The following is a 14296-nucleotide window of genomic DNA, read 5'->3' as shown; positions in this document are numbered from 1 at the left end:
GCGATCCGTACTTACTCTGTGTACGTTCACAGATCGGCCGCAGGGTCTTTTTTTCCACCCGGTCTGTGCACGTTCACAGATCATCCGGCGGATGCCGGTGCCAACGACGTCAGGGAGCCGATGAACGCGCGAGCAGCAGTCCAGAACGAGGCGGCATCCGCGGTCCCGTTCGCCCACGACGGCATCGCATACGGGTGTGACTACAACCCCGAGCAGTGGGGCCCGGAGACCTGGGCCGAGGACATGCGGCTGATGCGCGCGGCCGGCGTCGACCTCGTCGCGATCAACATCTTCGGCTGGTCACACATCGAGCCGAGGCCGGGGGAGTACGACTTCGCCAACCTCGACACGATCATCGAGCTCCTGCACGCGAACGGCATCCGGGTCAACCTCGGCACCGGCACCTCCTCGCCGCCGCCGTGGCTGACCACGCTGCACCCGGAGATCCTCCCGGAGACCGAGGACGGCAGCATCCGCTACCCCGGTGGTCGCCAGGCCTGGTGCCCGAGCTCGCCGGTGTTCCGCGAGCACGCCCTCGCCCTCGTCGAGAAGGTCGCCGAGCGCTACGGCCGGCACCCCGCGATCGCGCTCTGGCACGTGTCCAACGAACTCGGCTGCCACAACGCGCTCTGCTACGACGAAGACAGCACGCTGGCCTTCCGGCGCTGGCTCCAGGCGCGCTACGGCACCATCGCCGCGCTCAACGCCGCCTGGGGAACCTCGTTCTGGAGCCAGCACTACGGCGACTGGTCCGAGATCCTCACCCCGCGACTCACCCTCTCGAGCCGCAACCCCGGCCAGGTGCTCGACTTCCACCGGTTCAGCTCCGACGAGCTGCTCGACTACTACCGCAGCGAACGCGACGTCATCCGCCGCCACAGTGCGGTGCCGGTCACCACCAACTTCATGGTCACCGCCCACATCCGCAACCTCGACTACTGGCAGTGGGCGCCCGAGGTCGACGTGGTCGCCAACGACCACTACCTCGACCACCGCCTCGGCGACCCCGTCACCGAGCTCTCCTTCGCAGCGGACCTCACCCGTGGGCTCGCCGGCGGGGCCCCGTGGCTGCTGATGGAGCAGGCGACCGGTGCCGTGAACTGGCAGCCGCACAACCTCGCGAAGGCGCCGGGCGAACTGACCCGCAACTCCCTCACCCACGTCGCCCGCGGCGCGGACGCGGTCTGCTTCTTCCAGTGGCGGGCCTCGCTGCAGGGCTCGGAGAAGTTCCACTCCGCGCTGGTTCCCCACGCCGGCACAGACACCGAGCTCTGGCGCGAGGTCGTCGACCTCGGCGCCATCCTGGACCGGCTCGGCGACATCGCAGGCACCCGCGTCATCGCCGATGCCGCGATCGTCTTCAGCTGGGAGGCCTGGTGGGCCGGGGACGGCGAATCCCGGCCGTCACAGTCGGTCGAGTACCTCGGCCAGATGCACGCCGCATACACCGCGCTGCACCGTCTCGGCATCACGGTCGACGTGATCGCCCCGGACGCCGACCTGAGCGGCTACCGCCTCGTCGTCGTGCCCACCCTCTACCTCGTCACCGACGCGGATGCCGCCGGTCTCGCCGACTATGTCGCGAACGGTGGGCACGCGCTCGTCACCTTCTTCAGCGGCATCGTCGACGAGGACGACCGGGTCCGCCCGGGCGGCTATCCCGGCGCGTTCCGCGAGATGCTCGGCATCCGTGTCGAGGAGTTCTCCCCGCTGCTCCCCGGCCGGACGCTGAGCCTGGACTCCGGGGCGACTGCCGGCCTCTGGACCGAGCGACTGCGCCTCGACGGCGCGACCGCCGTTGCGAGCTACCGCGACGGCCCCCTGCCCGGCGTCCCGGCGATCACCCGCAACGGCTTCGGCCGGGGCACCGCCTGGTATCTCGCCACCGCACTCGAACCCGACGCCCTGCGCGAGGTGATGCGCACGGTCGCCCAGGCTGCGCGGGTCACCGCCCTCGGCCCGGAATCGGACGGCACCATCGAGGTCGTGCGTCGCGCCGATGCGACGCACAGCTACCTTTTCGTCATCAACCACGGCCACGCCGAGATCGAGATCGCCGCCAGCGGGCACGAACTCGTCACCGACGCCGCCGTCGACCGCATTGTGCGCGTACCGGCCGGCGCCGTGCGCGTCATCAGAGAGGACACGGCAGCATGAGTGCTTCCACCGCCCGATTCACGGATGTCCCGGGCGACACCCGCACGGCCCGCCGGCTCGCCGGCCGGCCCGGCCCCCGCCCGGCGAAGCCGCGGGTGCAGCACAAGCGCGCGATCCTGATCTTCGTGCTCCCCTTCGGCGCCCTGTTCTCCCTGTTCTACCTCGTGCCGATCGGGTACGCGATCTACGAATCCCTGCTCGTGATCAAGCGCGAGGGCACCTTCGGCGCGGCGACCGAGGTCTTCGGCGGACTCAGCCAGTACGTCCTGGTCTTCCAGAACGGCCCGTTCTGGCAGTCCGTCGGCCGGGTGCTCGCCTTCGGCGCCGTGCAGGTGCCGATCATGCTCGGGCTCGCGCTGCTGTTCGCGCTGCTGCTCGACTCCCCGCTCGTGCGCGGCAAGAAGTTCTTCCGCCTCGCGTTCTTCGTGCCATACGCGGTACCGGGCGTCATCGCCGCGATCATGTGGGGCTACCTCTATTCACCGAACCTGTCGCCGTTCAGCGCGGTCACCCAGAACATCAACTTTCTCTCGGCGGACCTCGTGCTCTGGGCCATCGCGAACGTCGTCACCTGGGTCTACGTCGGCTACAACATGCTCATCATCTACTCGGCGCTCCTGGCCATCCCGACCGAGCTCTACGAGGCCGCCCGTCTCGACGGCGCCGGGCAGCTGCGGATCGCCTGGTCGGTGAAGATCCCGTTGATCATGCCCGCGATCGTGCTCACCGCGATCTTCTCCATCATCGGAACCCTGCAACTCCTCGCCGAGCCGCAGGTGTTCCGGAGCTTCAGCTCCGCCGTGACGAGCACGTTCACGCCGAACCTCACCGTGTACACGACGTCGTCGATCCCCAACGTCAACCTCGCCGCCGCGTTCTCGGTGGTGCTGGCCCTCGCCACCTTCGTGCTCTCGTTCACATTCCTCAAGTTCACGCAGCGGAAGGAAGCCCAGTGAGCACCCTGACCCCCACCCCCGGCCCGGTGCGGCCGGCCCGTCGCATCCGCTCGACCCCCGGTTCGGCCCCACGTGCCCAGCGGGAGAACCCGTTCGCCCGGGCCAGCGCCATGATCGTGATGGGAGTCTTCACGCTCTACTTCCTGGTGCCAGTCTGGTGGCTGCTCGTCGCCGCCACGAAGGATCGCGCCCAGTTCACCGGCACGAACCCGCTCTGGTTCGCGGACTTCTCCCTGTTCCAGAACATCGGCGCCCTGGTCAGCTACCGCGACGGCGTCTACCTCAAGTGGATGCTCAACAGCGCGCTGTACGCCGGGCTCGGTGCCCTGGTCGGAACGATCATCGCCGGCATGTGCGGGTACGCCCTCGCCAAGTACCGGTTCCCCGGGCGCGAACTGATCTTCAACGTCGTGCTCGGCGGGGTGCTCGTGCCCGCAACCGCGCTCGCGCTGCCGCTGTTCCTGATCTTCAGCCAGATCAGCCTCACCAACACGTTCTGGTCGGTGTTCCTGCCGAGCCTGGTCAGCCCGTTCGGGGTCTACCTCGCCCGCATCTACGCCTCGGCGAGCGTGCCGGACGAACTGATCGAGGCGGCCCGCCTCGACGGTGCCGGCGAGGTGCGCACCTTCTTCACCGTCTCGGTGCGGATGATGGTGCCCGCCCTCGTCACCGTGTTCCTCTTCCAGTTCGTCGCGATCTGGAACAACTTCTTCCTGCCGTTGATCATGCTGCGCGACGAGACCTTGTTCCCGGTCACGCTCGGGCTCTACGGCTGGAACTCGCAGGTGAACCAGATCCCCGTGCTGCGCGACTACGTGCTGATCGGCGCGCTGCTGTCGATCATCCCGCTGATCATCATCTTCCTGCTCCTCCAACGCTTCTGGCGGAACGGCCTCAGCGCCGGCTCGGTCAAGTAGCCCCCTCACCTCACCTCCGCTTCACCCACAGCACCACCCGCCCGGAATGCCGGACGGTTCCTTTCCCAAGAGAAAAGAAGAAGACACATGCGAATGAAGAAAAGAGCGGTCGCCGTTGCCTTGCTCGCCGCAGCTTCGGTTGCGCTGACCGGCTGTTCCGCCTCGACGACAAGCTCCGGCACCGCCGCCGCAGCCTGCGCACCGTCGACCGGCAAGGTCGACCTGACCTTCACCACCTGGGTCCCCGGCATGGAGGACGCCGTCGCCGTGTGGAACAAGGCGAACCCCGACATCCAGGTGAAGGTGCAGACCGGACCCAACGGCAACGGCGGCACCTACCAGAACTTCTTCAATCAGCTCAAGGCCGGCAACGCGCCCGACCTCGGCCAGATCGAGTATGACGCGCTGCCAAACTTCCGCGTGCAGGACGGCCTGACCGACCTCGCCGCCTGTGCCGGCGTGCTCGACGCGAAGAAGGACTTCGTCGACTGGACCTGGGGACAGGTCAACTTCGGCGAGGACAATGCCGTGTACGCGATCCCGCAGGACGCCGGCCCCATGGCCATGTTCTACCGCGCCGACCTGTTCAAGGCCAACAACATCGCCATCCCGACCACGTGGGCCGAGTACACCGCCGCCGCAGAGAAGATCCGCGCGACCGGCGGCTACATCACTAACTTCTCCCAGAGCGACATCAACCAGTTCGCCGGACTCGTCTGGCAGGCCGGTGGCACCTGGTTCAAGAACGACGGCACCAACTGGACCGTGAACCTGACCGACCCGACGACGGCGAAGGTCGCCGCGTACTGGCAGGACCTGATCGACCGGGACCTCGTCTCGACCAACCCGCCGTGGACCGACGAGTGGAACAACGCCTACAACACCGGCAGCGACTGGACCTGGAACTCCGCCGCCTGGGGCGCCAACTCCATCGCGAGCGGCGCACCGGACACGGCCGGCAAGTGGGCCGTCGCCGAGTCCCCGCAGTGGGCCGCCGGCGACACGGCCAGCGGTAACTGGGGCGGTTCCTCGACCGCTGTCTTCAAGGGATCGAAGCACCCCTATGAGGCCGCGAAGTTCGCGCTCTGGCTGAACACCTCCGATGAGGCGCTCACCCTGCTGAACAAGTCCGCCAACCTGTACCCGGCGGCCAAGTCCGGTCTGGAACTGCCCGCGCTCAAGGCCGGAGTCGACTTCTACGGTGGCCAGGCCATCTACGACGTCTTCTCGAAGGCCTCCTCGCAGGTCTCGCCCGACTTCGTCTGGGGTCCGACCATGACGCAGACGTACAACGACGTCTCCGACGGGTTCAAGGCCGCGGTCACCAAGAAGGGCACCCTGATCGACGCCCTCAAGACCGGCCAGACGGCTACGATTGCGGCCATGACGGCGCAGTCGATTCCCGTCAACAAGTAGGGCTCTCCCAGCAGCTCCCCAGCAGCTCCCCAGCAGCTCCCCGGGAGCGATCCGTACCGACCCGTTCACGCAGTGTGAGCAGTTAGCAGCGATCCACGTGACTCACACTCCGTCGACGGACTCCCCGGCGGGCCTGTATTACCTCCGTGCCGCGGGCACCAGCCTTGTGCTGGACGCCCGCGGCACGGCCGTTCCCGCGATCGTGCACTGGGGCGCCGACCTCGGTGCCCTCTCCGGGCCCGAGCTGGCCGCGCTCGCCGATGCCGCGATTCCCGCGGTCCCGCCGAGCTCGATCGACGTACCCCTGCGGCTCTCGCTGCTGCCGACGCTCGCCGAAGGGTGGAGCGGCCGGCCGGGGCTGAGCGGCTTCCGGCGCGGCGTCGCCGGTTCCGCCGGTTCTGCCGGTTCTGCCGGTTCGATCGGTTCCGGTCGGCCGGCGGATCTCGCGCTGCGGCTCGAGGCGGTGCAGCGCCGGGGTGCGCGCTCGCTCCGGATCGACACGGCGGATGCCGCGGCATCCGTCGCGGTGTCGACCGACCTTGAACTCACGGTCGAGGGCGTGCTGCGCGTGCGGCACACCCTGACCAACACGGGCGACACCGACTTCGAACTCGGCTCGCTCGACATGACCCTGCCCGTACCCGACCGGGCCGGCGAACTCCTCGATTTCACCGGGCTGTGGAGCCACGAACGCCGTCCGCAGTGCACGACGCTCGCGCACGGCGTCTGGAGCCGCGAGAGCAGGCACGGCCGGCCTGGCCACGACGACCCGTTCCTCTCGGTCGCCGGGGTGCCCGGGTTCGGGTTCCGCCGTGGGGAGGTCTGGGCGGTGCACCTCGCCTGGAGCGGCGACAAGCGGGTCTGGGCGGAGCGCTCGGCGCTCGGCGCCGCAACCCTCGGCAGCGGCGAACTGCTCGCCCCCGGGGAACTGGCCCTGCCAGCCGGGGCCGTCTACACCTCACCCTGGACCGTGGCCGCGTACTCGGCGGCCGGGCTCGACGGGCTGTCGGCGCGGCTGCATCCGTGGATTCGGTCGTGGGCGACGATCCACGACCCGCGCCCGGTCGTGCTCAACACCTGGGAGGCCGTGTACTTCGACCACGACCTGCCGACGCTCACCCGGCTTGTCGAGGCGGCCGCGCGGGTCGGGGTCGAGCGCTTCGTGCTCGACGACGGCTGGTTCACCGGCCGCACAGACGACAAACGCGCGCTCGGCGACTGGTTCGTCGACCCCGTGACCTGGCCGGGCGGCCTGCACCCGCTGGTCGAGCGGGTGCACGCGGCGGGTCTCTCCTTCGGGCTCTGGGTCGAACCGGAAATGGTGAGCCTCGACTCCGAGCTCGCGCGGGCGCATCCGGACTGGGTGCTCGGCGCCGAAGGCTCGCTCGAATGGCGGTTCCAGCGGGTGCTCGACCTGGGCAACCCGGATGCCTTCGCGTACGTGCTTGCCCGGCTCACGGCCCTGCTCGACCAGTACCCGATCGCCTACCTGAAGTGGGACCACAACCGAGACCTGCTCGGAGGATCGGCGCATCGCCAGACCGAGGCGGTCTACCGGCTGCTCGGCACGCTGCGCGCCGCGCACCCGGGACTCGAGATCGAATCCTGCGCCTCGGGCGGCGCCCGGATCGACCTCGGCATCCTCCCGCTCGTCGACCGGGTCTGGACAAGCGACACCAACGACCCGCTCGAGCGGCAGCAGATCCAGCGGTACACCGGAGTGCTGGTGCCGCCGGAGTACCTCGGCGGGCACCTCGGCGCCGCGACCGCGCACACCACGGGCCGCACCGCGTCGCTCGGCTTCCGGCTGGCGACGGCGCTCTTCGGCAGCGCCGGCATCGAGTGGGACCTCACCCGTGCCTCGGCCGGCGAGCTCGAGGCCGTCGCCGGGTGGATCGCGGAATACAAACGGCTTCGTCCGCTGCTGCACTCGGGCGTCGTCGTTCACGCGGATGCGTCGGACCCCGCGCTCGAGCTGCACGGCGTCGTAGCCTGCGACGGGGCATCCGCTGTGTTCGCGTACGTCGCGCTCGCCGCGCCGCGGACCGCACTGCCTGCCTCGCTGCGGTTCCCCGGGCTCGACCAGGACGCGCGGTACACGGTGCGGCCGCTGACGATCGGCGGGGCAGTCGACCCGGGCGCTGAGCCTTCCGGGGCGGGGGAGTCCGGCGTGCCGTCGGTTGAGCCGCGCGTGATCCAGGATGCCGCGCCGGCCTGGCTGCAGCACGGGTCGGTGACCCTGAGCGGCACCGTGCTCGCCGAGGTCGGACTGCCCGCTCCGCTCCTCGCCCCCGAGCAGGCGGTCCTCTTCGAGCTCACCCGCCTCTGAGTCGCGCCTCTCGAACTCCGCGAGAGTGCACTTTTGGCCCTTAAACCGCTGGTTTAAGGGCCAAAAGTGCACTCTCGCGAAGGGGGCGGCTACTCGCAGCCGATCCCGTCGCCGTCGCGGTCGAACTTGGACTGCCAGCCCGGGTCGCCGGGGTGGATCGGCGCGGCTCCGGCGGCGCGGACGGCGTCGCAATTCTTGTAGTAGGCCGTGGCCGGCGCGGGGGCTGGCGCGGGGGCCGGGGCGACGACCGGCGCGGGTTCGGGGGCGGCGGCGGGGGCGGGCGCCGCGGGGACCGGGGCGACGACGACGGGTGCGGGTGCCGGTGCCGGCGTGAATCCGGACGTGAGGGCGGGCTCGCTGGGGCAGGTGTCGAGGACGCGCGTCATCGCATCCCGTTCTGCCTGCGTCACCCAGAGGCCGTAGGTCGCCTTGACCGAGATCTGCCGGGCGACGTAGTGGCACCGGTATGACTTGTTCGCGGGGAGCCAGGTCGCGGTGTCGCCGTCGCTCTTCTGCTCATTGGAACGCCCGTCGACCGCGAGCAGGTTGAGCGGATCGTTCGCGAGCGAGACGCGCTGCGCCTGGCTGAGCTGCTGCGCGCCGGTCTGCCAGGCGTTCGCGAGCGGCACCACGTGGTCGATCTGCACGAGGGCGGATGTCGCCGCTCCCCGCACGAAGGAAATCGTCGCGTTCGTGTACGGGGAGACGATCGTGCCGGTCATGACCGTGCACGTTCCCGACTTGACGACGCTCGTGAGGTCGCGGCCGAGAACGTCGTTGCGGGTGTCGCAGCCGTTGCGGTCGACGTCGAGCCAGGCGGTGCCGAAGTCGCCGACCCGGTCGTACCCGGTCTTGGGCGCCTTGCCCTTGACCGCGAGAGTCGCGAGCAGGGTGACGGCCAGGCCGTTCGTCGCCGAGGTGTCGGTGATCGCGACCGTCGCAGCATCGGAGGCTGCGGTGACGCTCGTGGGGTCTGCGGGCGATTCCTCGGTGAACGCCGCCGCAGTGGGCGTGGCCGTGGCCGTGGCCTTCACGATCGAACTCGAGCTCGTCGGGGTCGCGCTCGCACTCGAACTCGCCGCCGATGTGTCGGCGAGCCGGCCGCCGTCCGGGCGCGTGGCCGCGGCGACCCCACCGGCGACGAGAGCGACCAGCAGTACCCCGGCGACGCCGCCGATCACCCGGGAGCGGATGCTGAGCGAACCGACGAACCGCCTGATCTTCGCTTCGAGGGTGGTGGGCTTCTTTGGTGCGGGCGTCATGGCGGCCTTCCGGGTCACCTGAGCCTAGGCGTAACCGGAGGCTCGCCCCCACACCCACTCCGGGGCGTTCCGAATTCGGGTCAGTCGGCGAGCCGCAGGATCAGGTCCGCCCGCTCGCGAGTGCGGTCGATGAGGTCTGCGTTGGCCTGGTCGCTCCCGCGGGCGAACGCCGCGGCATCCGCTGCGTCGCGCCCGAAGCTCACGTGCCGGCCGATCAGCCGCGGCAGCCGCACGGCGTCGGGCGTGTCGATGAACCAGACCGCGTCGAGTTCGCCGCGCAGCTCGCGCCAGACGGGGGCATCGGCGAGCAGGTAGTTGCCCTCGGTGATGACCACCGGCACACCGCGGGGTACGGCGATGGATGCCGCGATCGGCTCCTCGAGGCCGCGGCGGAACGAAGGGGCGTATACGACGTCCTCGTCGCGGGCGCGGAGCCGGCGCAGCAGCGACAGGTACGAGCCGGGATCGAAGGTGTCGATCGCGCCGCGGCGCTCGGCGAGCGGCGTGCCGCGAATCAGGTCGGTCGCGAGGTGGAAACCGTCCATCGGCACGATCACGGCGGTCCCGGCTCCGAGCCGCTCGACGAGCGCCGCCGCGAGCGTTGACTTGCCCGAGCCCGGCGCGCCGCAGAGCCCCAGCAGGATGCGCGGCACAGCGTCGGCCGACCCGGCGAGCACCCGGCGCACGCGCGCCGCGAGTTCATCGACCGTGGTCTCGATCACGGTCGGCGCGCCCGCGCCCGCGCCCGCTCCCGTCCCGATCACCGGGTCACCCGCGCGTCGAACTCGGCCCGCCGGGCGAGGATCTCGGCGGAACTGTCGTGCGCCCACGCCGCGAACGCGATCGCCGGCGGGAGCAGCGTGTGTCCGAGCGGCGTGAGTTCGTATTCGACCCGCGGCGGGATCTCCGGGAAGCTCTCCCGGCTCACGAGTCCGTCGCGCTCGAGCTTCTTGAGGGTGAGCGTCAGCATCCGCTGGGAGATGCCGGGCACCCGGTTCTTGAGTTCGGAGTACCGGATTGCCCCGCCTTCGAGCATCCCCACGACGAGGAGGGTCCACTTGTCGCCGAGGTGTTCGAGCAAGTCGCGCACGACCCGTCCGTCGTCGCCCTCGCCGGAACAGATGTCGTCCATCCGGGCGGCGTGTACGTCCGTTGTCGTCATACGGAACTCCATTTCTTACCTCCGTGTGCCCAAGGCACAGAGCAGTGCGTGGGGCCCGTGCGGTATAAAAGTAACCACTCGTGATGTTAGGCACCAATCGTAACAATCACGGGCAAGTCACACCTGCCAGACTCCCAGACAAACACCGGAAACTCAACGAAACGGATGCCATGACTCTCGCCCTCTGGATCACAGCGGTCCTCCTCACCGTCGTCTACCTCATGGCCGGGGGTATCAAGGTCGTCCGCAGCAAGGCCCAACTGCAGCCGATGATGCCGTGGGTCGAGGACTTCACCGAGCCCCAGGTCACCGTGATCGGGGCGCTCGGCCTGCTCGGCGCCCTCGGCGTGATTCTGCCGCTCGCCACCGGAATCGCGCCCGTCTTCACTCCGATCGCCGCGATCGGGCTCGTGCTCCTGCAGATCGGCGCCATCACGGTTCACGTGCGTCGCGGCGAGCTCTCCTCGCTCGGCGTCAACGTCGTCCTGCTCGTGCTCGCCGCCGCCGTCGCGATTCTGGGTTTCCTCGCCTGAGTCAGGGCACGAGCACGATCTTGCCCACGTGGGCGGATGCCTCCATCCGGCAGTGCGCGGACGCCGCCTCGCTGAACGGGTACCGGCTGTCGATCACGGGACGGAAGGCCCCGGATTCGAGCCAGGGCCAGGCATCCGTGCGGAGGGCTGCGATGATCGCGGCCTTCTCGGCGAACGGACGGGCGCGCAGGGTCGTGCCCCAGTAGCGGCCGCGCTTCTGCATGAGGTACATCGGGTTGAAGACGGCGTCCTGGCCGCTCTGGTTGGCGATCACCATGATGCGCCCGTCGAGCGCGAGCGCGGCGATGTTGCGCGCCGCGTACGAGCCGCCCATGATGTCGAGGATCACGTCGGCGCCGTGCCCCTCGGTGGCACGGTCGATCTCGGCGGGGAAGTCCTGGCTGCGGTAGTCGATCAGGATGTCTGCGCCGAGGTCGCGGCAGACCGCGAGCTTCTCGGGGGAGCCTGCCGTGACCGCGACGCGCGCGCCGGCCAGCCGGGCCAGCTGGATCGCGGTCGTGCCGATTCCGCTCGCTCCGCCGTGTACGAGCAGGGTCTCGCCGCTCTGCAGCCCCGCCGCGAGGAACACGTTGGACCAGACCGTCGCGAGCGCCTCGGGCAGCGCTGCCGCGTCGACGAGGTCGATCGCTTCGGGCACGGGCAGGGCGAGTTCCTCGTGCACGACGGCCTCGGCCGCGTAGCCGCCGCCCGCGAGCAGCGCACAGACCCGGTCACCGACGGCGAAGAGCGTTGTCGCGCTGCCGACCTCCGTCACGATCCCCGACACCTCGAGGCCCGGCCAGGCCGGGGCCCCGGCGGGCGATGGGTAGTAGCCCTGCCGCTGGGAGACATCCGCCCGGTTGACGCCGGCGGCGGCGACCTGAATGCGGATGTCCCTGGGCCCGACCTCCAGTTCGGCCACGGTTGACAGGGTGAGGGCGTCGGGCCCTCCGGGTACGGGTACCAGAATTGCGCGCATGCCCTCATCCTACGAGCGGCCGCTGGGACGCCGCCGGAGCGCCGGAGTCCTACTCGGTGTCGGAGGTGCGGGCCTCGCCACGCCTCTCGCCGCGGCCGGCGCCCTGCCTGGCCCAGGTCTCCTCGTTGTAGTCGAGGACCAGTCGCGCGGGCGGCGGACCCTGCAGCATCTCGGGCGTGAGGCCGTGGAACTCGATCATCTTGTCCCGGAACCACACGTCGTGGGGGTCCTGGGAGGTGGCGAAGTCGCGGAACATCCTGGCGAGGTCGTCGGCCTCGTGATAGAGCGCGACGAAGTCGCCCTGCGGGGTCGACATGAGCGAGGCGACCTCGCGATGCAGGCCCATCCGACGCCGGGACCGCTCGTGCTCCTCGCGGCGCGCGCCGGCCATCTCTGCGGCGAAGGACTGCCAGGCCTCGGTCTTGCCGGGCAGGATGGGGGCAAACCACGTGATGTATTCCATGACATCTTCTCCTTTGAAGTAATGACATGCGGCAGGAGCCGAGCGGGCCGAAGCCGCGAGTGGATCATTCCACCGGAGAGCGTAGTCCCCTCATCGCGGGCCGCAACCGTACTTCCGGGCGGCCCGACAAGCGCCCTCAACGCCTCAGTCACGGAGAATGCACCCTCGTCGCGTGGGCGAGGGTGCTTTCTCCGCAACGGAACAGTGCGGATGGGCCTACTGTGCTGCCGAGTAGAACTTCTGGTCGCTGAACGACTGCGAGATGACCCAGGTGCCGGTCGCGGCATCCGCTGTCGGGATGGCGATCACGACGTTGCCGGTCGCCGTTCCGGCGGGGTAGAGCTCGTTGATATCGGACAGCGGCGCGGGGCCGACGACCGAGCTGTCGAGTTCACTGTGCGTGGTGCCGGCGGCGGACACGAAGGACACGTCGAGGTCCATCCAGGGGGTGCCGGTCGTGGTGCCCTGATAGGTGACCGTGATCGGCAGCATGGCGTACTGCATGCCGGCGGGTGCGGCGTCGTTGAACTGGTTCTCAGCGGCGATGATCGCGTCGGCGTTCAGGGTCGGGGCGCCGAGGGTGATCTCATACTCCGGCTCGCCGTCCGCGGTCGTTGCGATCGTCGTGCCGATCGGGGCCGGGTTGGTGCGGGTTCCGACCTCGCCCTCGTTCGAGGGAACCTCGGTGGGGTCGGTCAGGCTGTCACCCGAGTCCGAGCTGTCGCCGGACGTGTCGCTCGAGGAAGTGCCCGACTTCAGGCCCTGGGCGTCATTGACGGCGGCGACGAAGCCGATCGTGTACACGATCGCGAGCACGATCGACAGCAGAAGGGCGACACCGGATGCCGCGATCCCGCCCTTCGCATGACCCTTCGGCTTGCCCTTTCTGGTCACGGCGATGATTCCGAAGACGAGCCCGGCGATGGCGGCGAACCCGGACACGTAATTGACGATTGGAATGAACGCGCCCACGAAGGCGACGGCGCCGACGATGAGGGATACCAGTCCGAAGGGGTTGCTCGTGGGGGCGAGCGGCGCGGGTGCAACGGGCGGCACGGGCGGTGCGGGCGGGAGGTTGCTTCCGCCGAATTCTGGGGGTGAACTCACTGTTTGCTGAGAATCGGACATACATCCAGCCTTGCAGCGTCCCGCTATTTTCAACGACTCCTGTCTACCCCCATTAAGGGGTGTCGTCAGTACGTGTCGTTGAGCCAACCGTCGCAGGACCCTTCGCTGCCGCCGTCGTACCCCTCCAGGAAGGCCTCGTTGCGCTGCTCGGGGGTGCCGTGGTGCTGGGGGTTGTCGAAGGCGTAATCGCCCAGGTCGAGAGTCGTCTGGCCGGCCTCCTTGATGTCGCCCTGGTCGAGGATCCCTTCGTCCTCCGCCGACTTCGCCCAGACCCCGGCCCAGCAGTCGGCGTGCAGCTCGATCTTGTAGACCGGGTAGATCGAACCGGCGGTGCTGAAGATGCCGATTTCGTTCTGGAGCTCGTGCGCGTACTCGTGCGCGACGACGTAAGCGACCGAGAAGTCGCCGGTCTTATGGGTCCTCGTGCCGTCGGTGTTCGCGTAGAGGGTTCCGTCCCAGATCTTCTGGGCGAGGCTCTGCGACACCGTGATCTTGTCGTCGTACAGGCAGTAGTACGCGCTCATGTCATCGGAGAAGCCCGGCGCGCACATCGACGGCACGACCTCGCCCGCCGCGGGGAAGGCATAGGTCACGAAGGGTGCCGGGCGGCCGTCGTCCTTCCACACGCCGGTCCAGTAGGCATCCACGTCGCCGAGCACTGACACGAGGAAGTCCTTCATCGTGCCGCTCGACCCCACGATATTGGCCGTCGGCACGCCCCCGATCCCCGGCGTGCCCGAGGTGCTCGTCGGCGTGATGCCGGACGGTGAGGGGCCGACGGCGACCTGCAGCACCCCGCTCGGGTGCGCGCCCTGTGCGGAGTTCCTGGGGACGGATGCCGCGGCGTGCCCGACGCCCGGATCCGCGGCGGCCGCGGTCACCGCGGTCACCGCGCCACCTCCCGCGAAGGCGAGGACCGACATCAGGGCGATGGCGCGCAGGACAGACGTGAGTTTCATGGTGGTGGACTCCCTTGTGGAGTGCGTGTGTGGTG

General features: G+C 69.3%; 13 protein-coding genes. 6 read left to right on the top strand and 7 right to left on the bottom strand.

Annotation, left to right across the window (positions count from 1 at the left end):
- Positions 1-120 precede the first annotated feature (120 nt).
- The 5 genes from RHM57_RS12215 to RHM57_RS12195 all read left to right on the top strand — a co-directional run bounded on the left by RHM57_RS12215 (position 121) and on the right by RHM57_RS12195 (position 7775).
- Positions 121-2157 (top strand): beta-galactosidase, encoded by a 2037-nt coding sequence (locus RHM57_RS12215; protein WP_322140924.1) that lies wholly within the window; start codon positions 121-123, stop codon positions 2155-2157.
- On the top strand, positions 2154-3113 hold the full coding sequence (locus tag RHM57_RS12210) for a carbohydrate ABC transporter permease (RefSeq protein WP_134445948.1): 960 nt from the start codon (positions 2154-2156) through the stop codon (positions 3111-3113). The genes RHM57_RS12215 and RHM57_RS12210 overlap by 4 nt, the downstream gene beginning before the upstream one ends.
- A gap of 110 nt (positions 3114-3223) precedes the next feature.
- Positions 3224-4030, top strand: coding sequence for a carbohydrate ABC transporter permease (locus tag RHM57_RS12205; RefSeq protein WP_134446013.1), 807 nt, complete (start codon positions 3224-3226; stop codon positions 4028-4030).
- An 87-nt stretch (positions 4031-4117) separates the two neighbouring features.
- On the top strand, positions 4118-5446 hold the full coding sequence (locus tag RHM57_RS12200) for an ABC transporter substrate-binding protein (RefSeq protein WP_198413369.1): 1329 nt from the start codon (positions 4118-4120) through the stop codon (positions 5444-5446).
- Between the two features lie 97 nt (positions 5447-5543).
- Complete coding sequence (locus RHM57_RS12195; RefSeq protein WP_322135345.1) at positions 5544-7775, top strand: alpha-galactosidase; 2232 nt, start codon at positions 5544-5546, stop codon at positions 7773-7775.
- Positions 7776-7864: 89 nt separating this feature from the next.
- On the opposite strand, the gene RHM57_RS12190 is transcribed toward RHM57_RS12195, so the two are convergent.
- The 3 genes from RHM57_RS12190 to RHM57_RS12180 form a co-directional block, all read right to left on the bottom strand.
- Entirely contained in the window at positions 7865-9037 is a 1173-nt protein-coding gene (locus RHM57_RS12190; protein WP_322135346.1) for a GmrSD restriction endonuclease domain-containing protein, read from the bottom strand.
- A gap of 80 nt (positions 9038-9117) precedes the next feature.
- The gene (locus tag RHM57_RS12185; protein WP_322135347.1) at positions 9118-9801 is read right to left on the bottom strand and encodes a nucleoside/nucleotide kinase family protein; all 684 of its coding nucleotides are present in this window, start codon (positions 9799-9801) and stop codon (positions 9118-9120) included.
- Positions 9798-10199, bottom strand: coding sequence for a winged helix-turn-helix transcriptional regulator (locus RHM57_RS12180; RefSeq protein ID WP_241975404.1), 402 nt, complete (start codon positions 10197-10199; stop codon positions 9798-9800). Before RHM57_RS12180 ends, RHM57_RS12185 begins: the two co-directional genes overlap by 4 nt.
- Positions 10200-10369: 170 nt before the next feature.
- On the opposite strand from RHM57_RS12180, the gene RHM57_RS12175 reads away from it, so the two are divergent.
- Complete coding sequence (locus tag RHM57_RS12175; protein WP_322135348.1) at positions 10370-10732, top strand: DoxX family protein; 363 nt, start codon at positions 10370-10372, stop codon at positions 10730-10732.
- Position 10733: 1 nt separating this feature from the next.
- Here RHM57_RS12175 and RHM57_RS12170 read toward each other — a convergent pair whose 3' ends face one another.
- The 4 genes from RHM57_RS12170 to RHM57_RS12155 form a co-directional block, all read right to left on the bottom strand.
- Entirely contained in the window at positions 10734-11711 is a 978-nt protein-coding gene (locus RHM57_RS12170; RefSeq protein WP_322135349.1) for an NAD(P)H-quinone oxidoreductase, read from the bottom strand.
- Positions 11712-11760: 49 nt separating this feature from the next.
- Positions 11761-12174: a DUF6176 family protein gene (locus RHM57_RS12165; protein ID WP_322135350.1), complete on the bottom strand. Its 414-nt coding sequence runs from the start codon at positions 12172-12174 to the stop codon at positions 11761-11763.
- 216 nt (positions 12175-12390) lie between these two features.
- Positions 12391-13281 (bottom strand): DUF4190 domain-containing protein, encoded by an 891-nt coding sequence (locus RHM57_RS12160; RefSeq protein ID WP_322135351.1) that lies wholly within the window; start codon positions 13279-13281, stop codon positions 12391-12393.
- 86 nt (positions 13282-13367) lie between these two features.
- Positions 13368-14261, bottom strand: coding sequence for a neutral zinc metallopeptidase (locus tag RHM57_RS12155; protein ID WP_322135352.1), 894 nt, complete (start codon positions 14259-14261; stop codon positions 13368-13370).
- Positions 14262-14296: the final 35 nt, after the last annotated feature.

The organism is Cryobacterium sp. 10S3, assembly GCF_034344045.1.
GTDB lineage: Bacteria > Actinomycetota > Actinomycetes > Actinomycetales > Microbacteriaceae > Cryobacterium > Cryobacterium glucosi.
This window is presented reverse-complemented; position numbering and strand designations above follow the sequence as displayed.